Source organism: Mucilaginibacter sp. (assembly GCF_028288225.1).
GTDB lineage: Bacteria > Bacteroidota > Bacteroidia > Sphingobacteriales > Sphingobacteriaceae > Mucilaginibacter.
Window position 1 is genome coordinate 16,366 of record NZ_JAQBOC010000033.1, and the last position, 26,105, is coordinate 42,470.

The following is a 26,105-nucleotide window of genomic DNA, read 5'->3' on the forward strand; positions in this document are numbered from 1 at the left end:
TGAAATAACGTTTCTTCGCTTGGAAGTGTAAACAAGCGACCTCCTTTTCGAAGTTTGTAACTTCGAATTACAATGCCTGCAGATTGTATCTACCCAAAGTACTTCCAACAAAAAAAGCTTCCAGCTTTCGCTGAAGGCTTTTTAGTTCTTTAGAGGAATTGCAGGATTATTAGCGGGGTCTGTTAGCTTTCTGTCGCGCTCAGTTTAATAGCTTGATCCTGATCCCGGCATTAACCACCACGCCATCCAAGGGTGCATAAATATCCAGGAAGTTCGGACTGGTAATGCTGCCTGTATAAATATTGCTCCAACGGGTTTGCCGCCGGTCTGTCAGATTTTCTGCATTAATGAAAACATCCAGGTGTTTCCACATTTTTTGGACCAATAAACCGAAAGTAGTATAACCTCTTCCTGTATTACCGTTATTCAGCAATTGCGGGCCTGTATAAAAACTTTCCACGCCAAAACGATAACTCCCCTCAATCTCATAGGTAGCGTCAAAGCTCAGCTGATTTTTGGGAGTTAAAGGCTGTATAGTGCTTTGACCGTTAAAATGCTGTTTGGTATCGGTATAAGTATAGCCCAGGTAAAATACCAACTCGTCCATAACCAGTTTAATATTTGTTTCTGTTCCCCGTGTAGCCAGGTGTCCGGCTGCATTAATGAAGGCATTATTTTGTAAGATCAACGGCCTGTCTACATAAGTGTAAAAAAATAGTTGATTAATATTGATAATGGTTTCGTCACTCAGTGCACTGCGATAGTTCAGATCGCCGTTCATTCCATAGGATTGTTCAGCTTGCGTGTTCCCAATATTTAGAGGCTTAATGTTTTGGTAGCCATCCTGTTCACTTTCGTCATTAAATAATGTTGGCATTTTATAACCTAATCCTCCGCCAATTCGGCTGGTTAAGTGCCGGCTTAATTTAAACAGGGCATTTACCCTGGGCAAGATAAAAATCCCGTTTGAAGGTTTGTTTGGGGCAGGCGTATTATCGTCCAGCCTTAGGCCACTTTCCAGCGAAAACCAGTCTGTTGCTCTATAAGTGTTTTGCACAAATGCACCTATTGTGGTCAGGCTATAGTTTAAACTGCTTTGTGGTGGCTCTGCCGTAAAATTATCGGTAATCAGGTTAGCTCCTGCTACCCATGAAGCTTTTTCGCCATTTCGCACATAGTTAACTTCGCTAAATGACGAGAGCTGATTGCCTTTAAAGTCAAACCCCGGCTGGTCCAGCTGCCTGTCAAAATAGCCGATAGTATTTTTAAAATTGATCTGGCTTTCTTCGTCTAATTTATGGGTAAAGGATAATTGGGTAGAAAAACGAAAGGTTTTGTTACGTTCAAAATATTGATGAATGTTATCCGCTTTCCCGGCTAATACTTGCATGTCTCCTCCATAGCGGCTTTCATAAGTGGTGTTCACGCCGAACCAGCCTGAATTATGCTCATCCAAATCCAAAAATACTTTGGGATTGACGGTAAAGCGGGTACTTTGAGGGATAGCGGTTAATCCTGTACTTGATGGGTCATAAGCGCCATTATGGTTATAAGCACCAAATATGGTGGTACCGGTGTGCTGCCATTTTTGACTATAGTATCCGCTGGCATCCGTTCCTTTTGCGCTGGTTCCGTTTAGCAAAAACGTAAGTTCCGGCGTTTTTCCGGGTGTTTTGCTGATCAGGTTTACTAAACCGGCAATGGCGCTGCCGCCATAAAGAGTTGATGCCGACCCTTTAATGAATTCCACCTGCTTTAAGTCAAGCGGACTGATCTGCAGCAAACTTAAATTACCTGAAAATCCGGAATAAAGCGGCATCCCGTCTTGCAGCAATTGGGTGTAACGGCTGTCCAGGCCCTGGATCCGGAAACTGGCATTTGCGCTTACTGCAGACGTTTGCTGCACATGGATCCCGGTTGTTTCGCCCAACAGCATTTTAATATCGCCCGGCCGCATCGTGCTTTTTTCGTCCAGTTCTTCGTAAGGTAAAGCTTCAATCCGGGTAGGGATATCCCGCAGGCTCTGGTTGGTGCGGGTGGTTTGAATAGTTACCTCCGCAAGCTCCCCTGTCGATGGTTCAAGGCTGATCTCAAAGATTTGATCCGGGTTCTTTAATGGAAAACTATAAATCTTTTTGCTTTTACTAAAACCAACATAAGTAATTTCAATTTCAAACTTACCGTTAGGAAGATTACTTATTGTGATCAATCCGCTCGTATCGGCGCTAACCGATATTTTCAGATCAGGTATGGTGGCGTTCGCGCCTTTTAAGATCCCTTTGGTTTGATCGTTCGTAACTTTTGCTTTAAAAGTGTTCTGGGCCATTATCAAACAAGATAACAGCATACACGGTATGAGCATGAAAATTCTTTTCATGGATCTATAAATAGAGCCTATCATTAGCTATGCAAAGGCAACACTATGATGGGACGGTTAAATAAATGAACTAATTAAATTTTGAGTGTTTAATCAGTCAGGCGAGGGGCGGCCTGAACAACTTGTTCCGGTAATCAGATGTGCTGAATGATTGATGATACTGCGGATGTACTATACTTGATCCTGGTACAGCGAGCAAAGTAACGGGCAGATGTATTACAATTATACTTAAAGGGTTGGCCCGGTGCTGAAATTGCACACTGTTACCATTAGCCGGTACTTTATCATGCTCGTTATTCCCAAAAAGCTCCCTGCCATGCATCAGATAATCACCTATAAAATCAATCACACTTAATTCTTCAGCCGAAGTAATTTTCGTATAATTCCTGTACATGTCCGGTATATCCCGCAGTAAGGTAAAATCACCTAAAGGCAATAGTACGCCGCTTATTAAAAACAAGCACGCCAAAAAACAACAAATGATTTTCATGCGCATGAACCACAAAGATAAGCTTCAAATCTTAACTTTGATATAAATATGAAATGGATAACCCGTGAGCTTGCAGCAAGTGTCGAGTGAACTGGAAATAAATCCGGCTTACCTTTCAAGGGAGTTTTCTAAATACTTCGATGATCTGTCCTTTGGTGAATATATTGCTGGATTGCTAATAAAATCTTTATAGTTGCACACTAATTGGTAAAATTTAATTGTATTTTACAACAGTAATACTTTTTCTGTATAACAACTTAAAAATCAATCCGGTAAACATGGAAAATAATTGCATAAACGTTTTATTAATTGATGACGACGACCTTAATAATTTAATTTCTACAAAGTACATCAAAAAGTACTTTGCTAATTCTAATATTACGTCGTGTTTAAATGGAAAAATAGCAATAGATTTAATTACAGATAAAAAAGCTAACCAGCCCGGATTTATTTATGATTATATTTTGCTCGATTTAAATATGCCGGTAATGAATGGCTGGCAGTTTTTAGATAACTACGCTTATTTAAAAATGGATACCAAAGAAAAGTGTAATGTTTTTCTTTTAACATCATCAGTTCATGCAGAGGATTTGCAAAGAGCAAGTGCTTACCCATTTGTAAAGGATTATATATTAAAGCCTTTATTTTCAGACAAAATTTGTAAAATTTTCAATTTAGTTCAATAAACAATTTAAGGGGGCACTTTGTATATAAAGCCATTCAAAATGGCTGATGGTTAAAATATTGCTATTTAAAGCTGTAATATAATGCGTTAAAAAAACTATTTTATATTCTCTCTTCAAACCCTTAACTATGGCAATAAAAATAAACCCTTAGTTGGTGTCTTTAAGCCTTTGTTGCTTAAGTTTTTGAAATTTATTTATAATTAATTTAAGGCAATCTTTCCGGGCCTTTTGAATAACATTTTTTAATGTATCCTTATTGTTATTGCCCTCAAACCCATTGGGAAATTTGGTCATTACTTTAAAAGCAATACAATCAACATATTCCTTTTTAATATTTTCAGGCAGTAGTTTAGTTTCTGCATACGAATAAAACTGAAGCTTTAGCTGTTGTATAACTTCCGGTTGCCAAATATTTATATGACTTTTAAATGATAGGGCACATTCTGACCCCATCTTCATTATAACAATTTTTACACTATCGCTCATTTGAGATTCCATGTTTGAAATCCCTTTCGGGAATAGCTGCTTTATTTTGGCGAGACAGCAATCCGCATACTCCTTTTTGGCATTTTCATCAGTTGTAAAGCTTGCCGACTGCTGATAAAAAACATCATACATCTGTGTTTCCAGTTGCGGGGTCCACTCTTGCCTGGTTTTTGTTTGCCGGCATTTATTACAGGTTATGGCTAGTGATATGATGCTGAGTAAGGCAAAAAGGAGCTGTCGGTACGTCCGGTGCATATTGTGGAAGGGGTTTAGATCTGTGCATAAAAGTAATACATCTATATTAAATAAATATTATTTTTAAGCCCCTCATCAATAAACTGCTTCATTAATTGCCGGTAATGCCGTGTATCACCACAGGTTTTGAATAAAAAGTTTATTATTTTATAATCAATCACTTATAATTATACTAAATTTAAAATAAGTTAAAATATTATTACTTAAGCCTTATTAGTCCCCTGGTTTCGACTGTTTAAATTATATGATCAAGTTTAAATTAAGTTTACTGCTGTTACTTTTACCGATTGATCTTTGGGCCCAGGCATTTACACCAAACCCTGACTGGCGCTTTGAGAACTTTAATAGTCAAAATCATTTTATTAGCCGCGGTATAGCTGATATAACCATGGATAAAAATGGCTATGTATGGACATGCAGCGATGGCGTACAAAGGTTTGACGGGTATAAAACGATTGATTTTAACAGCTTTAACCAGGCAAAAGGCGCATTAAGGGGCAACTATACAAGCGCCATAGCTGATAATAACGGCAAGGTTTGGATAAGCTCTTCAGGTTTGTGTTATTATGACGATGCAAGCGGCAAGTTTATTTATATTAAGCCGGATTCAAAGCGTAACATCAACACGGTTAATTCCCTTTGTATTCAAAAAAATTACTTATGGTTTGTTTGTGAATATGGTTTAGTAAAACTGGATCTGCAATCCTTAAAAGTGTCATATACATCCCTTACCAACATAACCGATCCGCTATGTACTTATTTGTTAGATGAAAATACGTTACTGGTATCAAGCCGGGAAAAAGTATATATCTACAACATAAACACAAACACATACACCACTACTACCTTAATTTATAACCATACCCTGCTTAAGGTTTTTGCTGTAAACAAAAGCGGGAACGACATTCTTTTAGGTACAAGCTATGGCTTATTCTCTTTTAATAATTTAAAGGATATTTCCCTGGTAAGTAACCAGATAAAAGATGTTTTAATAAATGACCTGACATTTCTTCTTGTGGATAAAGAGAAAAAATATCTTTTTTTAGCTACAGAGGGCAGAGGCATAATAGTATACAATACTGAATTAAAAAAGATAGCTTTTACTTACGTTCATGATGATAATAACCCATATAGCCTGCCCAATAATATAGTTACCAGGTTTTTTGCCGATAAAAAAGGGCGGCTATGGTTAAGTACAGTTTTAGGAATAGGTATGCTTGATGTATTTAATCAGCAATTAAAAATGAGGTTCCTGGATAAGAATACGGTGGAGTTGGGCATAAATAAAATTGCCAGGGATAAATATGATAGTACAAAGGTTTGGATGTCATCATACAACCGGGGATTGATTTGTGTTAACTGGAAAACCAAGGAAATTGAAAAGATTTTAAATACAAATCCGCAAACACAGAGGATCTATGACTTTGTCCAGCTATCGAAAAAGAAATGGCTCATAGCTACTCAAAAAGAAATTATTGAATGGGATCCGCAATTGGGGGTTCTATCGCAAAAAAAATTGCCCATCCCTGATTCTCTTTCGCTTGTGTGTAATATCCGCGGAATAATTATGGCAGATGCCAACACGTATTTTATTACCACCAGTAAAGGCCTGTTTAGATATGATCTTGTCACCCACAAAATTAATGTTGCTTCAAACAATAACATGGCTGATAGATCAGACGACCGGCTTAAATATATACTGCTAAATGGGTTTTATGATAAGGGGATACTTTGGATAGCATCCCGTGATGGCTTGTTTAGTTATAATACTTCAACACATAACACCGTTGTTTACAGAGGGAAAGGTGGAAAACCTGATTATTTTTTCTTTGGTATTACCAACGCTGTTAATAATCAAATTGTTTGCGCCGCGGGTAGCGGCATAACTATTTTTAACAAGCAAACAAAAAGTTTTAAGGTTATAAATACCATAGCTAATTTATATAAACCGGCATGTGAAAGCGTGTTGAGTGTAAATAATATGGTTTGGATAGGCTCGGAAGTTGGGATATTGAATTATAGCCTTAATACCGACAGATCATCCAGGGCCGAACATGAAACTTCAATGATGCAAATTTTTCCAAGCTCACCTTTTACTCCTATTGGTAATGATATTGTTTTTGGTTTTGGTAACGGATACGCTTATTTTACCCATGATCTGAAAAATAATTTAGCTCCTTCCAATCCGGTGATTGAAAGGGTATCTGTAAACAATCAACCCGTTTTACAGCATTTTTCTGCCCAAAAAAACACCCGGGAGTTGATTTTTAATCATACGGATAATTCCATAAATATAGCATTTACATCTTTTCTATATTCCGACCCCGATCATATAAATTTTCGTTACCAGCTTAGTGGGGCCGACTCCAGGTGGCAATATACAGACGATCAGCGCAGCGCTAACTATGCACAGCTCCCGCCCGGCGATTATACATTTTATGTTCAATGTGGTAATAAAAATGGTGTTTGGAATAAGCACCTGGCATCTTTTAATTTTATAATTAAACCGCCGTATTGGGCTGCCTGGTGGTTTAGAATATTAGTGGTACTGGCAATTGCATTTATCTTATACCGCTTATACAGGTATAAGATAAACCATATTTTGGCAATTGAACGGATAAGAGAACGGATAGCCTCTGATTTTCACGATGATATTGGATCGGCACTAAGCAGTATTTCCATTTTTAGCGAGGTGGCTGATAAGCAATTGAAACAACAGCTGCCACCCGAACAAACAAGGGAGATCATCAGTCATATTTCTTTTCATTCACGTGCCATGCTTGATGCGATGGACGATATTATTTGGGCGGTAAATCCGCAAAATGATCACTTTAATGATTTGGCAGTAAGAATGCGTGAATTTGCTATTCCGCTGCTTGAAGCCAGGAACATAAAGTTTGACATAAACATGCAGGAGGACATTCTTAATGCCCGTCTAAAAATGGATGCCCGGAAAAATATATTTTTAATTTTTAAAGAATGTATTAATAATATACTTAAACACTCCGGTTGTTCTGCCATGAAAGTAGCCGTAAATAAATTGAATAGCCAGCTTGAGCTTATCATAAGTGATAATGGCAAAGGTTTTGATATCAATACAAAACATAATCGTAACGGGCTCAAAAATATGCATAAACGTGCAACTGAAATTAAAGGTACAATACAGGTAACAACACAGCCCGGAACCGGAACTATTACCCGGTTGCTGGTTAATATCATATAATTATATTATTGAACAAGTAACTATGCCGGGTTATATTTACACGTTAACATAAATCAATTGGATATAAGGGTTTCGGTATTTGACGACAACAATGCTTTACGTGACAGTTTATACTATCTTATTTCGGGCACGCCGGGTTTTGTTGTTGCCGGTGTATATCCCGATTGTAACCAGGTGCTTGAGCATTTACGCCAGGATGCTGCTGATGTTATTTTGATGGATATTGATATGCCGGGCCTTAATGGCATTGAAGCTACGGCATTAATAAAAAGTCACTTTCCGGGTATAAATGTACTTATACTTACATCCTATGATGATAGCACGAAAATTTTTGATGCCCTTCAATCAGGTGCAACAGGCTATCTGCTAAAAAAAACCACACCCGCCAAAATATTGGATGCCATTACCGAAGTAAGCCAGGGTGGTGCACCAATGAATGCCAGTATTGCCCGCAAAGTGCTGGAGTTTTTTAGTGAAAAGAAAAATATTACAGAAAACGGCTATGATCTTTCCTTGCGTGAGAAAGATGTGCTCCGCTGCCTGGTAAAAGGTGATAGTTATAAAATGATAGCAAGCCATTGCTTTATCAGCATGGGTACCGTATGTACCCACATTTGCAATATTTATAAAAAGCTTCATGTTAACTCAAAATCTGAAGCAGTGGCAAAAGCAATCCGCGAACGCCTGATAAACGATCAGGGTTGAGAATTAAGATACAAGGGTAAAGAGTCAAGAGATCAAGAGTCAGGAATCAAGAAATAAAATCCGGGATATAAAAATAAACAAGTTAGGTTCTTCCTCCTGATTCCTGACTCTTGATCTCTTGACTCTCTTTTCCTGACTCTTGACTTCTTGCTTCTGTCTCCAAAATCATAAGCTTATATGATTGACGCATAACGGCATATGCCGGATTTTTGTGTGGTCAAAAATATAATGATCAACCTGTTATCTATCACTATCAAAAGCTATTACCCCTCCACATTATTATGAAAACATCTTTACCCTCATCAAAAAAATTATTTCCTAAAATAGCCTTTGCTGGCCTGTTATCCATGTTAATATTATGGATGTTGTTTTGTTTTAACATCCTTTATGCTGCAGGTTACTCTTCGGCAAAATCTAAAAACGGCCATGTGGCCAAAATAGGTCAAAAAACAAGTAAGCTTTCAAAAAGATCAAAACAATTTGCTGTGCCAACCCTGGGTTATGGTTTTCCGCAAAATTATGCCGTAGGTAATAACATCGGCTCACTGACACCCACAAGCAGCGGCGTTGGCACATTTGGGTACACGGGTACGCCGACTAATCTTGGCTCCGGTTTCAGTACGCCAACTTCCACAGCAATTGATAAAGCAGGCAACATATATGTTACCGATTATGGTAACGGTTTGATAAAAAAAATGCCTGCCGGCGGGGGGGCTTCTGTTAATATAAGCGCGGGTTTTGTACACCCTGTAGGGATCGCGATAGATACGACAGGTAATTTATTTATAACCGATAATGGTAGTTCTTTGGTATATGAAATAGCCAAGGGTACCAGTAACGTAACTACTATAGGATCAGGCTTTGATAGCCCGGCGGGTTTAGCTACAGATGTTGCAGGTAATGTTTACGTTGCAGATCAGGTTCTCAATAAAGTGTTTAAGATCCCGGTTGGTGGAGGTGTGCCTCTATCTATCGGCACTGGTTTTAATAATCCATACGCCGTAGCAGTTGATAAGGCAGGCAACGTATACGTAGCCGATCATAACAATAATGCGATAAAGAAAATTGCCGCAGTTGGGGGCACTACCACAACCTTAGCTTCAGGTTTTAATGGCCCAAATGGTGTTGCGGTTGATGTTTTGGGGAATGTATATGTTGCCGATTCTGGTAATAATGCAGTAAAAATGATCCCGGTTGGCGGTGGCGTACCCTTTGCCACTGGCACCGGGTTCACCAATCCTTATGGTGTATCGGCAGATGCAGTGGGCAATATTTACGTTGCTGATTTTGGCAACAATGCAATAAAGCAAATGACACCTGTAGGGGGGTATTATGTAACCCCTGCCTTGCCTGCGGGCTTAAGCTTTAATAATGTTACAGGTGTTATCAGCGGTACGCCCACAGCTGTAGGCCCGGCCACAAATTATACCATTACAGCTTACAATAGTGAAGGTAGTGTTACAGCTATCCAAAATATCAGGATTGTCCCGCTTTCCTTTAGTTATACCGGGGCTCCCCCAACATATGTTTATAATGCAGGTAATGCTATTAGTCCGCTTACGCCATCAAGCTTTGGTGTGGCAGCAGCAGCCTATAGCAGCAGCAAGATAAGTGTGGCATCGGGGTTTAGTTCTGTAAGGGGGGTTGCAACAGATGCAGCAGGTAATATTTATGTGGCAGATTTTGTAAATAGCCAGGTAAAAAAGATCCCGGCAGGAGGTGGTAGTCCGGTTATTATCGGTTCGGGCTTTAATGGGCCTGACGGCGTAGCGGTTGATGGCTTTGGTAATGTGTATGTATCTGATTATAATAATAACGCGATAAAGAAAATTCCTTTTGGCGGAGGTGCAATTACAAGCATTGGGACTGGTTTCGCTAACCCGTACGGTGTAGCGGCAGATGCTGCGGGCAATGTATATGTTGCAGATTATAACAACCACGCAGTAAAGAAAATACCGGCAGATGGCAGCCCCACAGTAATTATAGGCTCAGGATTTACCAACCCGGCAGGTGTAGCTGTTGATGCTGCAGGTAATGTATTTGTGGCTGATTTTGGCAGCAGTTTGATACAAAAGATTCCCGTTGGGGGTGGGGCACCAGTAACCTTAGGCACTGGCTTTAGTAATCCATACGGAGTAGCAGTAGATCCATCCGGTAACGTGTTTGTAGCTGACTATAATCACAGTACATTAAAAGAGATCCCTGTTGGCGGTGGTGCAACTATTTCGGTAGCTACCAGTTTTGGAATACTAACGGGCGTAGCGGTAGGCCCTGATGGGGGGCTGTACACGGCTGATTACAACAGTCCATCCGTTAATCAGATTAAGCCGGTTGGTGGCTATTATATTAATGCTTTGCCTTTGGGCCTCAATTTTAACAATAATACCGGTGTTGTAAGCGGAACACCAACAGTATTAAGCCCGGCAACAAATTACACTATTACCGCTTATAATAATTTAGGTAATAACACAGCCACACTTAATCTTAAAGTTAGTGCACTTACTATAAGTTATCCGGCCAGCCCTGTAACTTATGTTGCAGGCGTTACTCCGGCTCCGCTAACACCAACAAGCGCTGCTGTAGCTGCCCCAGGCTACAGTGGCCCGGTAACTTTTGGCTCCGGGTTAAGCGGGCCAAATAGCGTTGCATTTAATGCTGCCGGGGATATGTATGTAAGCGATGCCGGCAACAGTACAGTAAAGAAATTTCCGGCAGGAGGTGGTGCAGCGGTTACCGTAAGCAGCTCAATTAATACGTCGGGTTTATCACTCGATGCTGCGGGTAATTTATATGTTTTAGACTATGCCAACAATGCCATTAAAAAATTTCCTGCTGGAATCGGCCCCCCTCAAACCTTAATTACAGGTCTGAACCAGCCATACGGTTTAGCAATCGATGCTTCCGGAAATATTTTTATAGCTGACAAAGGAAGCGGCTGGGTTAAAAAACTAGCCCCTGGCGCTGCGTTCACATCAAATTATGGGTCAAATTATGGCCCCCCGGTTTGCGTGACTACAGATCCTGCCGGCAATGTTTATATGGGTACTACAGGAACCGGGCCTATAAAAATGATCCCTGCAGGGGGCGGTGCTATAGTTTCATTGGGGACGAGCTTTACTAACCCGGCAGGAATTGTAGTTGATGCCGCAGGCAACATATACGTATCTGAGCAGGGGAGCAGTAGTAATAGCGGCACTATAAAAGAAATACTTGCCGGTAATAGCGGCACAATAACGTTAGCTACAGGTTTCAATAACCAACAGGGCATAACAATAGATACAAAGGGCAATTTGTATGTTGCCGATTACAACAATCATGCAATTAAACAAATAATGCCGGTGGGGGGATATTTTATCAATGCCTTACCTGCGGGTTTAAAGTTTGACAATGCTACAGGCATTATTTCCGGTACCCCAACGGCAGCAAATCCTCCAACAAATTATACAGTTACAGCTTATAATAGCTTCGGTAATAATTCTGCGAATGTAAATATTACTGTTAATCTCCCGGCAGCGCCAACCATAGCTTATAATAACCCGCAAAGTTATATTATGAATCATGCTATTACACCACTAAACCCAACAGTTGGTGGTACCATCCCTGCTTTTGCCTATAACACAACGCCATTTACCCTAACTGCTGCCCTCAACAGACCTAACAGTATTGCAGTAGATGCAGCAGGCAATACTTATGTTAGTAATAGCGGCAGCAGTGCGGTACAAAAGATCCCTGCAGGTGGCGGAGCTCCATCATTTGTGGGGACCGGATTTATAAATCCCGGTGGTGTGGCGATTGATGCATCCGGTAATATATATGTGGGCGATTTTTCAAACAATGCAGTAAAAAAGATCCCCGCCGGTGGTGGCGCTCCTATAATTATAGGCACGGGCTTTAGCGGGCCAACAGGTGTAGCGGTTGATGCCGCAGGCAACGTTTATGTGGCCGATTTTAACAACAGCGCGGTAAAAGAAATACTTGCTTCCAATGGCTCAACTATTACCTTAGGCTCCGGGTTTAATCATCCAAACGGTGTGGCAGTTGATATTGCAGGCAATGTGTATGTAGCCGATTCTTTTAATGGCGCAATAAAAATGATCCCGGTTGGCAATGGCACCGTGGTTTCGCTTGCAACCGGTTTGCTGGGGCCATATGGTGTGGCTGTTGATGTAAATGGCAATATATTTGTGGCCGAACGGGATAATAACGCTGTAGATGAGATCCCCGCAGGCGGGGGTGCCTGGTTTACCTTAGGTTCCAACTTTAACTCGCCATATGGCGTAGCGCTGGATGCCAGTGGTAATTTGTATGTGGCAGATTATTTTGATAATGCGGCAAAAGAAATTAAGCTGGTGGGCGGCTTTTATATCAACCCTGTTTTACCTGCCGGTTTAAGCTTTAATAAAAATACAGGCGTAATCAGCGGTACGCCAACAGCAGTAAGTCCATCAAAAAATTATACCATTACCGGTTTTAATTACGGCGGTAGCAGCTCGGCAACGGTTAATATAACAGTTAATCAATTCCCCGCACCCGTTATCAGTTACAACAGCCCCAAAACTTATGCGTTAACTATAGCCATTACACCATTAACCCCTGCTAACAGCGGCGGCCCGGTATCTGCTCCTGCTTATAATAGCAATCCCTTAATCTTAGGTTCAGGTTTTTCTTTTCCAACTGATGTGGCGATAGATACTGCCGGCAATATATACGTGGCAGACAGGGCAAATAATTTAGTAAAAAAAATCCCGGTTGGCGGCGGTGCTCCTGTAGTTTTAGGGTCAGGCTTCAATAATCCGGCAGGCATAGCGGTAGATGCTGCAGGAAATGTATATGTGGGCGATGAAGGCAACAGTCTCGTAAAAAAGATCCCGGTTGGTGGTGGCGCTATTGTTAATTTAGGCTCCGGATTTAATAATCCGTTTGGCCTGGCAATTGATGCTGCGGGGAATTTATATGTGGCTGATTATGGTAACAACGCAGTAAAGAAGATCCCCGTTGGCAGTAATGTTCCGGTTATTATAGGTTCTGGTTTTAGTAACCCAGTTGGTGTAGCAGTTGATGCCGCAGGTAATGTGTTTGTGGCTGATTATGGCAATAACGCAGTGAAGAAGATTCCGGTTGGCGGCGGTGTGCCGGTTACTATAGGCTCAGGTTTTAGTAGCCCGGCTGATGTTGCGGTTGATGCCATGGGCAATGTATATGTAGCTGACAATTTGAACAATGCAATAAAAGAGATCCCGGCAGGCGGTGGTGCGCCGGTTTCAATCGGCTCTGGATTTAGCAGGCCATTCGGTGTAGCGGTTGACGGCGCCGGTAATGTATTTGTGGCTGATTATTTAAACAGCCTGGTTAAAAAGATCAATCCTGTGGGTGGTTATTATTTCAACCTTGCTTTACCAGCAGGATTAGCATTTAGCAACACTACAGGTGTTATCAGTGGCATGCCAACAATAGCTAGCCCGGCAACAAATTATTTAGTTACGGCATATAATGCCACAGGCAGCAGCACAGCAGCTGTAAATATTAAAACAATAGTAAGCACTAATAATGCCACCCTTTCAGGCTTTTCCATTAGTTCCGGCACATTAAGCCCGGTATTTGCAGCAACAACAATCAGTTATACAGCAGGCGTTTCTAATGCAATATCATCCATAAAAATAATACCAGCAGCCGGTGATGTAAATGCAACTATAAAAGTTAACGGCACAACTGTCGCCTCGGGCGCAGCATCGGCAAGCTTGCCATTAACAGTAGGTACAAATGCCATCACCACTATTGTAACCGCATCTGATGGTACAACCACCAAAACCTACACCCTTACAGTAACCAGGGCAGCGGCCGGTTTATCAACCAATGCACTGTTAACTTCTATAAAAGCAAACCCAAATACAACACTGGCTACAGTAACCGGGCCAGGTTTCAGGAACTATACAACAGCTATACCAAATAGCGAAACCAGCCTGCAGATTACCTCAATAGTTCAGGATGCAACCGCAACTATAAAGGTAAACGGTACAACAGTGGCATCGGGCGCTGCGTCGCAGGTAATACCGCTTAATGTAGGCAATAATGTAATTACTACAACAGTAACCGCACAGGATGGTGTAACAACTAATTCTTATATTATTACTGCTACCCGTGCTCCATCAGCCATAGCAACTCTTTCAAGCCTTACACTTAGCTCAGGCATATTGACACCGGTATTTGCAGCAGCAACATTAAGTTACACAGCAAGCGTAGCTAATGCAGTAAGCACAATAACCGTAACACCAACTATAAGTGCCACGGGTGCAACCGTAAAGGTTAACGGTATAGCAGTAATTTCGGGTACAGCTTCGGCAAACCTGCCATTAGCCGTAGGTACAAATGTGATAACCACTGTTGTAACAGCACAGGATGGCACTACTACCAAAACCTACACTTTAACAGCAACCAGGGCAAGTTCGTTATCAACCAATGCACTGTTAACTTCTATAAAGGTAAGTCCTGCTACAGCGCTGGTAACAGTAACCGGGCCAGGTTTCAGGAACTATACAACAGCCGTACCAAATAGCGAAACCAGCCTGCAGGTTACCTCAATAGTTCAGGATGCAACCGCAACTATAAAGGTAAATGGTACAACAGTGGTATCAGGCGCGGCATCGCAGGTAATACCGTTGGGTGTGGGTAATAATGTTATTACCACTGTAGTAACAGCACAGGATGGTACAACCACAAACTCTTACATTATTACGGCTACCCGCGCACCATCAACTATTGCAACTCTTTCAAACTTTAAGGTCAGCGCCGGAACCTTAACACCGGTATTTGCAGCAGCAACATTAAGTTACACAGCAAGCGTAGCTAATGCAGTAAGCACAATAACCGTAACACCAACTATAAGTGACCCAGGTGCCACTGTAAAGGTTAACGGTATAGCAGTAACCTCGGGTACGGCTTCGGCAAACTTGCCATTAGCCGTAGGTACAAATGTGATAACCACTGTTGTAACAGCACAGGATGGCACTACTACCAAAACCTACACGTTAACAGTAACCAGGGCAAATTCGCTATCAACCAATGCTTTGCTAACTTCTATAAAAGTAAGCCCAAGTACAGCGCTTGTAACAGTAACCGGGATGGCTTTCAGGAATTATACAACAGCCATACCAAATAGCGAAACCAGCCTGCAGGTTACCTCAATTGTTCAGGATGCAACAGCTACAATAAAGGTAAATGGCACAACAGTGGCATCGGGCGCGGCATCGCAGGTAATACCGTTGAGCGTGGGAGATAATACGATAACTACCATAATAACAGCGCAGGATGGCATAACCACAAAAAACTATGTCATCACCGCAACCCGCGCTGCTGCCAGTATGGCCGCTCAATTTATTCAAGACCCTGCCGACAGTTTACAGGCTGCAAGTGATGGCATTGTGATACACCAGGGAGTTTCGCCAAATGGCGACGGCAAAAATGATGTGCTTACTATAGAGGGATTAACCAAATATCCAGATAATAAACTAACCATCATGAATGCAGGTGGTATTGAAATATTCCAGGTATCGGGATATGACAATGCTGATAAAGTATTCGACGGGCATTCAAATAAAACCATGGCGATGCAAAAACCTGGCACCTATTTTTACAAGCTTGAGTATAACAACCATGGCAAAACAAAATATAAAACAGGTTATATTTTATTAAAATATTAGGATGAGCTATTAGTTAGGGAGAAACACACACGGTTGGGCAATTTATTTGCCCGGCCGTGACAGTGTTAACAAATTGATTCCTGATTTGTCAGGTATTAGAAGAAATAAAATATTAAGCGGATAATTAAAAAGTTGTCCGCTTTTTTGTGAATTTAAGAATATGAAATAAGCTGGTTCATCAGCAGGCCATCTTACGTTAATTCCTTTTTAAGTCGTAGGCTAATATCGTTAGTCTGAAAAGGTGAATTTTCATCACATACAACTGCATGTTTTTAAATCAGGTATAACACAAATTGATAACGCATCTGCGTATAATGCGCATATCAACATTAACTACCTCACCCAGTGATAAAATATCACCCTAAAAGACGATATTTTATGTAATTCCTCCTCCTTAGCTTTGATGCATGATCGGATAGAAGTATCTGATCTTAAATAAATTAAAATTAAGCTTTGCCTTATCATCACAAATCAACCATGAAAACAATCTTACCAGCATTACATAATAAGTTTGCGAAAGCTGCCATTATTGGAAAATTATTGGTATTTATTTCTACCCTTTTATTTTGCTTTAGCATCAGTCTGTACGCAGGTGTTAACCCCAATAAAAACAAACATTTTAACAGGCATATAAAAAAAGTCGGCTCTAATTTGCCAAAGGATAACCTGGCAAGCGGCCTGGTTGTACCCACTATAAGCTACAGTGGTCCCCAGGTTTATACTGCAGGCACAGCCATTACGGCATTATCACCCACGAGCAGCGGTGTGGCTGCAGTAGCATATGATAATGTACTTGTAAACATAAGTACCGGGCTTATAGGCCCCCGTGGTTTAGCTGTTGATGTAGCAGGCAATGTGTATGTTGCTGATTACCTTGGCGGCCAGGTAAAAAAGATCCCCGTTGGCGGTGGCGCTCCGGTTATCCTTGGTTCAGGTTTTAGTCACCCGATGGGCGTAGCTGTTGACCCTGCAGGCAACGTTTATGTAGCCGATTTAGGCAGTACCGATATAAAAATGATCCCGGTTGGCGGTGGCGTTCCGGTTATAATAGCAACGGGCTTTAGTAATCCATTTGGAATAGCAATTGATCTTTCAGGTAATCTGTATGTTGCGGACTATGGTAACAAGGTAGTAAAAATGATCCCCGCAGCAGGGGGCACTCCGGTTATTATAGGTTCGGGTTTTAATAATGTGGCCTGTGTAACAGTTGATGCTGCCGGCAATGTTTATGCCGGTGATTCAGGCGATCATGCAATATATGAAATTCCGGCAGGCGGTGGCGCCAAAGTTGTAATAGGCTCTGGCCCGGCTTCACCTTACGGTATAACTGTTGATGGCGCAGGTAATATTTATATTGCGGATGGGATCAGCAACCTGGTAAAGAAAATTCCTGCTGGCGGCGGCGCCCCGGTTATGATAGGCTCAGGTTCTGATACCATGACGGGTGTAGCAATAGATGCAAGCGGCAATTTATACGTTTCGGAATTTGGTGGTAAAACAGTAAATAAAATCAGCGTAGTTGGGGGCTATCATATAAATAAGGCACTGCCCGCAGGCTTAACTTTTGATAGCGCTACAGGTGTTATTAGTGGTACACCAACCATAAGCAGCCCGGCAACAAACTACATTGTTACCGCTTTTAACGGTTCAGGAAGCAGCCAGACAACGGTTAATATTAAAGTTAATGCAGTTAATTTTAGTTACAACAACCCACAAACCTATATAACGACTACCACTATTGCTCCGCTTGCGCCAACAGGCAGCGGCGTGACTGCTGCCGGGTATAGCAATAGTCCGGTAAACATAGGGTCCGTGTTTAATAAGCCACGCAGTTTAGCTATGGATGCGATGGGCAATATTTATGTAGCCGATTATGGAAGCAATTCAATAAAAAAAATCCCTGCAGGCGGTGGCGCCCCTGTGCTCATAGCTTCCGGCGTTGGAACCCCAGTTGGAATTGCTTTAGATACAGCGGGCAATATATATGTTGCTGATTATAATGGCAACGCGATAAGAAAGATCCCGGCTGGCGGCGGCGCCATAGTTACTGTAGGCTCCGGCTTCCTCCATCCTAATGGAGTAGCTGTAGATGGTGCCGGCAATATATTTGTGGCTGATAACGGCAATCAGGCTATGAAAAAGATTCCGGTTGCCGGAGGCGCTGTTATTAATTTAGGCACTTACACAAACCTGCTCGGTGTAGCAACAGACGCAGCCGGGAATGTTTATTTTGCTGAGAAGTCAAACGGGGTGATCTATAAATTACCTGTAGCCGGCGGCCTCCCGTTCATTATTGCTTCAGGCTTTACCAATCCTTTAGGTTTAGCAGTAGACGCAGCAGGCAATTTATTTGTTGCTGACGCAAGCATCACAACCATACTCGAACTTCCTGCACTTGGCAATACACTGGTTCCAATCAGTTCCGGCTTTAATTTTCCAGCGAGTGTTATTACGGATGCGGCCGGTAATTTATACGTGGCAGATTATTTAAACAATGCAGTTAAAAAAATAAAACCTACGGGCGGCTATTATATAAACGCCCTGCCTGCAGGATTAAATTTTGATAATGCAACGGGTATAATAAGCGGTACACCCGCAGTAGCAAGCCCTGCAACAGATTATTTTGTAACCGCCTATAATAGCTTTGGAAGCAATGCAGCCGCAGTAAATATTAAGGTTGATCTTCTTCCATTACCAGTAATAAATTATATATCTTCTTCCAAACCTTATGCTGTAAACAATGCTATTACGCCTATGCCTCCCCAAAGCAGCGGTGTGGCGGCGCCTGGTTATAGCACCAGCCCCTTTGCTTTTAGATCGGGCTTAAATAATCCTCTAGCCGTAGCTGTCGACAATACAGGCCGTGTTTTTTTTGCTGAAGCGGGTATTAATATGATAAGATCAGCTGCTCCCGGCAATAACAATACATTTACAGCCGGCTCCGGTTACAATTATCCGGGCGGGGTAGCTGTAGATGGCATCAATATGTATGTAGCCGACCAACTTAACAACGTAATAAAGAAGAATAATAAAAATGGTGGAAGTTCTGTTATAATAGGGTCAGGGTTCAATAATCCATGTGCCGTAGCAGTTGATGCCCTTGGGAATGTTTACGTAGCCGATAAAGGCAACAACGCGATAAAGAAGATCCCTGTTGGCGGCGGGGCCATTATTACTATAGGTTCCGGATTCAACCAGCCTTCGGGCGTAGCTGTCGATGCTGCCGGTAATGTTTATGTTGCCGATTATGGCAATAATGCCATAAAAATGATCCCTGTTGGCGGTGGAAGCCCGATTATACTGGGTTCGGGTTTTAGCCAGCCCAATGGTGTGGCCGTAGATGCCTCAGGTTATATTTATATTGCAGATACAGGAAATAATACAATAGAAAAGATGCCTGCTGGTGGAGGCACCCCTGTTGTGATAAGCACAGCAATCGTCCATCCGTTAGGTATAGCCATAAATGAAAAAGGGGTTTTATATGTTGTTGATAACCTCAATAGCAGGATACTGGAAATTAAGCCGGTTGGAGGCTACTATGTAAATACACCGCTGCCGGCAGGTTTAATTATTGATAATGTTACCGGCATCATCAGCGGTACGCCATTGGTGCAATCGCCCTATCAATATTATTATGTTTTAGCTTATAATAATACAGGGGACAGCGGATTTCATGTTGTGCCTATCCAGGTTGATCTTTTACCGCCTCCGGCAATTGGTTATAGTACGCCAAAGTCATTCACAAAAAATATTGCAATTACCCCGCTGGTGCCGGTCAGCACAAATGTATCTGTAGTTGGTTATAACAACAGCCCGGCTACCATGGGCTCCGGTTTTGCCCTTCCGGTTGGTGTTGCAGTAGATGCTAAAGGCAATGTGTATGTAGCCGATAAAGGAAATGGCTTGTTAAAAAAGATTGCAAAAGTGGGCGGGGCTATTACCAATATTGGCTCTGGATTTAATGACCCGAGCGGTGTAACGGTTGATGGCGCAGGGAATGTTTACGTAGCAGATAATGTTAAAAATAAAGTTTATAAAGTACCGGTTGACGGTGGTGCAACTGTAGTAATAGGTACAGGGTTCAGCAGCCCTGCAGGTATAGCGATAGATTCTACCGGCAACATATATGTAGCTGATAATGGCGGTAATGCCATAAAGAAAATTCCTTTTGACGGAAGTGCCATTGTAACCATAGGTTCAGGTTTTAGCAGCCCGGCAGGTGTAACAGTGGATGTTTCCGGTAATGTTTATGTGGCTGATGCCGGCAATAATGCCATAAAGAAAATTCCTGCAGGCGGTGGCGCTCCGGTTACAATAGGTTCGGGTTTTAACCAGCCGCTTGGGGTAGCTGTAGATGCCGGGGGCAATGTATATGTGGGTGATTTTAATAATAACGCAGTAAAGATCATCCCTGCAGGCGGTGGTGCTACAGTTTCCATAGGCTCAGGATTTAACCATCCTTATGGGGTAGCTGTTGATGCATCGGGCAATGTATATACAAGCGATTATTTGAACAATGCAGTAAAAAAAATAATACCGGTTGGCGGCTATTTTATAGGGCCTGCCTTACCCCAGGGTTTAAATTTCGATAATAATACAGGCGTAATTAGCGGTACGCCGGTAGTTGTAAGCCCGGCTACTGATTATACAGTTACCGGTTATAATATTAGCGCAAGCAGTTCAGCAAAATTGAATATAACTGTTAACCTTTTACCGCCGCCTACCGTTAGCTATAGTGGCCCTCAAGTTTATAAAACAGGTAAAGTTATTACACCGCTGGCTCCGGTAAGCAGTGGAGTAACAGCGCCGGGTTTTAGCAGTACACCCTCTGTAATAAGTTCTGTGGGTACACCAAACGCACTTACGGTTGATGCGGCAGGTAATATATATATGGCAGATCATGCCGATAACACAATAAAAAAAATTCCTGCTAATGGTGGCTCGCCGGTTATTGTAGGCTCAGGCTTTACAACTCCAAATGGTGTAGCTGTAGATGCTGCCGGAAACGTTTATGTGGCTGATTTAAATAGCAGTTCGATAAAGATGATCCCTGTCGGCGGTGGCGCCCAGGTTGCTGTAGGCTCTGGTTTTTCTAATCCATATGGCGTTGCGGCAGACGCTGCAGGAAATATATTTGTGGCTGATTATAATGGTTCATCTGCATACAAGATCCCGGCGGGCGGCGGCGCCCAGGTAAAAATAGCTACCATAGGTACTCCTACCGGCATTGCTTTAGACGGTGTAGGCAACGTATATATCGCGGGCTTCTCGTTAAGTATTATTAAAAAATTTCCTGCTGATGGCAGCCCTTCAGTTACCATTGGATCAGGCCTTAATCAGGTTTTCGGCGTCGCCGCGGATAATTTTGGTAATGTATTTCTTGCTGATTATTCCACGACTACCATTAAGGAGATTCCAGCTGGCGGTGGCGTCCCCATTATTTTAGCCTCTGACTTTGTTCATCCAATAGGAATGGCCTTAGACGCATTCGGAAACATTTATGTATCCGATATAGGAAGCCAAAAAATTAGTAAGCTGGGACGTACCGGTGGTTATTATATTAACCCTGTTTTACCCGCGGGCTTGAATTTTGATAATAATACAGGCATCATCAGCGGCACGCCAACAGTAGCCAGCCCTGCAACCAGTTATACAATAACCGCATATAACAGCAGTGGCGGCAGTGCAGCGACAGTAAACATAAAAACAATAGTAGCCACCAGTAATGCAACTCTTAGCGCCCTTATACCAAGCAGCGGGACATTAAGCCCGGTATTTGCAGCGGCAACTATAAGTTATACGGCCATTGTACCAAATGCAACAACCTCCATAAAAATAACCCCCATCGCCGGCGATGTAAACGCCACCATAAAGGTAAACGGTACAACAGTAGCCCCGGGCGCAGCCTCGGCAAGCCTGCCATTAGTAGTAGGTACTAATGCCATCACCACTATAGTAACCGCATCAGATGGTACTACTACCAAAACCTATACGGTAACGGTAACCAGGGCGGCTTCGGGGTTATCAACCAATGCGCTGTTAACCTCAATCAAAATAAACCCGGTTACAACACTGGTAACGGTAAGCGGCCCGGGATTTAAGAATTATACAACCGATGTACCCAACAGCGAAACCAGCCTGGCGGTTACTTCAATACTTCAGGATGCAACAGCAACTATAAAAGTAAATGGTATAACGGTAGCATCAAATGTGGCATCACCGGCAATACCTCTTATTGTGGGCAATAATGTTATCAATGTAGTAGTAACAGCACAGGATGGTGCAAGCACCAAAACTTATATAATTTCTGCCACCCGTGCACAATCATCAAACGCTAACCTTGCAAGCTTTAAGATTAGCAGCGGCACATTAAGCCCGGTTTTTACAGCGGCAACAACCAGCTATACGGCAATTGTAGTTAATGCTGTAAGCTCAATAACAGTAACACCTGCAACAGGCGATGCCACAGCTTCTGTAAAAGTTAACGGTACAGCCGTAACCTCAGGAGCAGCATCAGCAGCACAACCTTTGGTAGTAGGTATAAATACCATAACCACTGTAGTAACTGCACAGAATGGTACAACCATTAAAACCTATACACTTACAATAACCAGGGCAAATTCGGTATCAACCAACGCGCTGTTAACCTCTATAAAGGTAAGTCCGGTTACAGCGCTGGCAGCAGTACCCGGTCCTGCCTTCAGGAATTATACAACAGCGGTGCCAAACAGTGAGGCCAGCTTGCAGGTTATTGCTGTAGTTCAGGATGCGACCGCAACTATAAAAGTAAATGGTGTAATATCAGCATCGGGCGTAGCATCACAGGTAATACCACTTAATGTAGGTAATAATGTAATCAATACGGTAGTAACAGCACAGGATGGCCTGACAACTAATAGTTATATTATAACCGCAACCCGTGCACCATCGGCAATTGCCACCCTTGCAAACTTTGCCATTAGCAGCGGCACATTAAGCCCGGTTTTCGCATCAGCCACAAGCAGCTACACAGCAAGCGTAGGCAGTGCCATAGCATCAATAACCGTAACGCCAACCATTAGTGCCGCCGGTGCCATTGTAAAAGTTAACGGTACAATAGCAGCCTCGGGTGCAGCCTCAGCAAGCATACCGTTAGCGGTAGGTACAAATACAATAACCACTGTGGTAACAGCACAGGATGGTATTACTACAAAAACTTATACACTAACGGTAACTAGGCCGTCAGCATTATCAGCCAATGCGCTTTTAACCAGTTTGAAATTAACTCCCGCCACACCACTGGTAACCGTTAGCGGGCCTGGGTTTAAAAATTATACCTCAGCTATACCCAATAGCGAAACCAGCCTGCAGGTAACCGCTATAGTTCAGGATGCAACCGCAACGATAAAAGTAAATGGAACAGCGGTCGCATCAGGGGCAGCATCACCGGCAATACCGCTTGTTGTGGGCAGTAACGTAGTCAATGTAACAGTAACTGCACAGGATGGTACAACCACTAATGCCTACATTATTACCGCCACCCGCGCGCCAGCCAGCATGGCTCTTAAATACGTTGAAAACCCTGCCGATAGTTTGAAGGTTGCAGATGATGGCATTGTAGTGCACCAGGCAGTTTCGCCAAATGGCGACGGCAAAAATGATGTGCTTACGATAGACGGCTTAACAAAATACCCGGATAATAAGCTAACCATTATGAATGCAGGCGGTATTGAGATCTACCGGGCATCAGGCTATGATAATGCTAATAAAGTATTCGACGGGCATTCAAATAAAACCATGACGATGCAAAAGCCGGGTACCTATTTTTACCAGCTTGAATACACCGACAAAGGCAAAACAAAATATAAAACAGGTTATATTTTATTAAAATATTAAGATGAATTATTAGTTAGGGAGAAACACGCACGGCTGGGCAATTTTATTTGCCTGCCGTGGCAGTGTTAACAGATAACAAATAAACCAAATACAACCAGCCAGGTGACATATTATTTAGGTTACTGTTATTATTATTTATTATTTAAAGATTTAGAGTGGCATATTATTTTAATAAAATAGTAGATTTAGGGGGAAATATAATCCCTTAAAAACCTTACACATGCGTTTTTTTAAAATCGTTGTATTTGTATCATTAGCTTTTTCTTTTAAACTAAATGCACAAAATTCGGCTATTGATAGTTTAAAGAAGATCATAGCGTTACACCGCAATAATGAGGAAGAGAGCATTACCATAAATAGATTGGCAAGCCTGTTAACAAGGTACGATATGAATTTAGCCAAGTATTATTCGTATAGGGCCATCAAAATGAGCTCCCGCTTTAATAACCCACGTATCTTGAGTAATGCTTATGCGCAATTAGTAAGTATTTATTTTAATACAGGTATGCTGGATAGTTCCCGGTTCTTTTTAAATGAAACTAAATTAATGGCTGATAAAGCCAGCGACAATGACACTGAAGGGATAAAAATGAAATTAAATTATCACGGTGCTGCAGGTTTATTATATAAAATGGAAGGCAATTACAAAACAGCCTTACCCCACCAATTAATTGCACTCAATTTATGTAGCAAGCTTGATCAAACTAATAAAAATAATATTGAATCTACTGCTGGTCAATCCTTAAATATTGGAAACACTTATATTGAGCTTGGCGATTATAAAACAGCGTTAACCTATCATTTAAAATCGCTTAATCTTTTTTTAAAAATAGGTGGCCAAAAAGGCGAGTCATTTTGCTACCAGGCAATAGCGAACGATTTTATACACCTGCATCTTTTTCAGCAGGCCCTGCCTTATGCACTGCGTGCCCAATCGCTTAAAAAAACCATTAATGATAAGCGCGGCATCTCAACAGCAGGAATTGGCCTTGGCACTATTTACAGGGGGCTTAAAAAATATAATGTAGCTTTAGATCAGTTTAATATAGCGTTGCAGGTAGATCAGGATATGAGTCTTTTGTCTGAAGAGGCCGAAGTTTTAACTGAAATAGGGAACACCTATACCGAAATGAATAAGCCTAAAGAGGCTGCTGCTTACTTTATTAAAGCAAGATATATAGCAGGAAAAGCCGGAGATAACGCTGCAATTACTAAAATAGATGCAAGGATCGCTTTTTTACAATCAGGCTACCAGGAAAAACAGCGTGCAGAAAAGAAAATGCTTAAAGCTATTGATGAGTCTATAAAAAATGGTGATAAACAGCAGGAGTTAAATAATTACAAATACCTCGCTAAATTTTATTCAGATCAAAAGGATTTCGAAAAATCACTAACATACAGCGAAAAATATCATGAAGCGGTTAACAGTATTCAAAATACTGAATTAACGCTGCAGGTAAAAAGGCTCGAAGAACAATTTTCTGTTAAGCGAAAGGAACAAGAGATCATACTATTAAAAAAAGATCAAAAAATAAATAAAACCTCTCTTGAAAAACAGCGGACGCTCAAATATTCAGAAATAACAGTTGGTGTTCTCTTGTTGATGATAATAGTAATTGCAGCTTACCGCACCCGTACATTGCAAAAGGCAAAGGCCATTATTGAGATGGATAAAATGCGGACATCTATTGCCCGGGATCTGCATGATGATATTGGCTCAAGGCTAACAAATATCCAGTTTTTAACGGAACTGTTGAGGCAACAGCCAATAACAGGCGCGCGTACCGAAAAAGATCATATAACCGATATCCGCGAAGAACTGCTTGCTTCAACAGAGGCGCTTGATGAAATCGTATGGAACATGAAAACCAAGCCCGATGACCAGGGAACTCTCCCGGTAAGAATGAGGAGATATGCCGGAGACATTTTCGATAACAACGATGTGGATTACCATATGAATGTTAATGAAGAGTTTTCAGATCACTCAATTTCGCACGAAAAACAAAGGGATATTTTTTTAATGTTCAGGGAGATCCTTAATAATATCAGGAAACATGCCTGCGCCAAATATGTAACGATAGACCTGGCAACAAATAAGGACAGGTTTTGCTTTGAAATTAAAGATGACGGAAAAGGCTTTGACCCCGGGCAAATAAATAAAGGCCGCAACGGGTTGAAGAATATTAAAAGCAGGGTTGAAAAATGGGGCGGAACGTTAGAGATGACCTCCGCGAATGGCACATTTGTAAGCGTTTCTATCCCCCTTGAAGGAAAAAGCATTTCTTTATTCCGTAAGGCATAATACAACAAG

At 41.8% G+C, this 26,105-nt stretch carries 9 protein-coding genes; 6 read left to right on the forward strand and 3 right to left on the reverse strand.

What is annotated here, in order from left to right; all coding sequences use genetic code 11:
• Nucleotides 1-199: 199 nt before the first annotated feature.
• Both JWQ54_RS10115 and JWQ54_RS10120 read right to left on the reverse strand, forming a co-directional pair.
• Entirely contained in the window at nucleotides 200-2,326 is a 2,127-nt protein-coding gene (locus tag JWQ54_RS10115; protein WP_299583978.1) for a TonB-dependent receptor plug domain-containing protein, read from the reverse strand.
• A 148-nt stretch (nucleotides 2,327-2,474) separates the two neighbouring features.
• Complete coding sequence (locus JWQ54_RS10120; RefSeq protein WP_299583980.1) at nucleotides 2,475-2,867, reverse strand: hypothetical protein; 393 nt, start codon at nucleotides 2,865-2,867, stop codon at nucleotides 2,475-2,477.
• Between the two features lie 278 nt (nucleotides 2,868-3,145).
• Between JWQ54_RS10120 and JWQ54_RS10125 the strand changes: the two genes are divergently transcribed.
• Nucleotides 3,146-3,553 (forward strand): response regulator, encoded by a 408-nt coding sequence (locus JWQ54_RS10125; RefSeq protein WP_299583982.1) that lies wholly within the window; start codon nucleotides 3,146-3,148, stop codon nucleotides 3,551-3,553.
• A gap of 147 nt (nucleotides 3,554-3,700) precedes the next feature.
• Here JWQ54_RS10125 and JWQ54_RS10130 read toward each other — a convergent pair whose 3' ends face one another.
• Nucleotides 3,701-4,294 carry a hypothetical protein gene (locus JWQ54_RS10130; RefSeq protein ID WP_299583985.1) on the reverse strand — a complete coding sequence of 198 codons (594 nt, stop codon included), beginning with the start codon at nucleotides 4,292-4,294 and terminating at the stop codon, nucleotides 3,701-3,703.
• Between the two features lie 244 nt (nucleotides 4,295-4,538).
• Between JWQ54_RS10130 and JWQ54_RS10135 the strand changes: the two genes are divergently transcribed.
• The 5 genes from JWQ54_RS10135 (at nucleotide 4,539) to JWQ54_RS10155 (ending at nucleotide 26,096) form a co-directional block, all read left to right on the forward strand.
• A complete protein-coding gene (locus JWQ54_RS10135; RefSeq protein WP_299583988.1) occupies nucleotides 4,539-7,517 on the forward strand; it encodes a sensor histidine kinase in 2,979 nt (992 codons plus the stop codon).
• A gap of 57 nt (nucleotides 7,518-7,574) precedes the next feature.
• The gene (locus JWQ54_RS10140; protein WP_299583991.1) at nucleotides 7,575-8,222 is read left to right on the forward strand and encodes a response regulator transcription factor; all 648 of its coding nucleotides are present in this window, start codon (nucleotides 7,575-7,577) and stop codon (nucleotides 8,220-8,222) included.
• Nucleotides 8,223-8,503: 281 nt separating this feature from the next.
• On the forward strand, nucleotides 8,504-15,919 hold the full coding sequence (locus JWQ54_RS10145) for a cadherin-like beta sandwich domain-containing protein (RefSeq protein WP_299583994.1): 7,416 nt from the start codon (nucleotides 8,504-8,506) through the stop codon (nucleotides 15,917-15,919).
• A 477-nt stretch (nucleotides 15,920-16,396) separates the two neighbouring features.
• Nucleotides 16,397-23,794 carry a cadherin-like beta sandwich domain-containing protein gene (locus JWQ54_RS10150; RefSeq protein ID WP_299583997.1) on the forward strand — a complete coding sequence of 2,466 codons (7,398 nt, stop codon included), beginning with the start codon at nucleotides 16,397-16,399 and terminating at the stop codon, nucleotides 23,792-23,794.
• Nucleotides 23,795-24,014: 220 nt separating this feature from the next.
• A complete protein-coding gene (locus JWQ54_RS10155; protein WP_299584000.1) occupies nucleotides 24,015-26,096 on the forward strand; it encodes an ATP-binding protein in 2,082 nt (693 codons plus the stop codon).
• The last annotated feature ends 9 nt before the right edge of the window (nucleotides 26,097-26,105 follow it).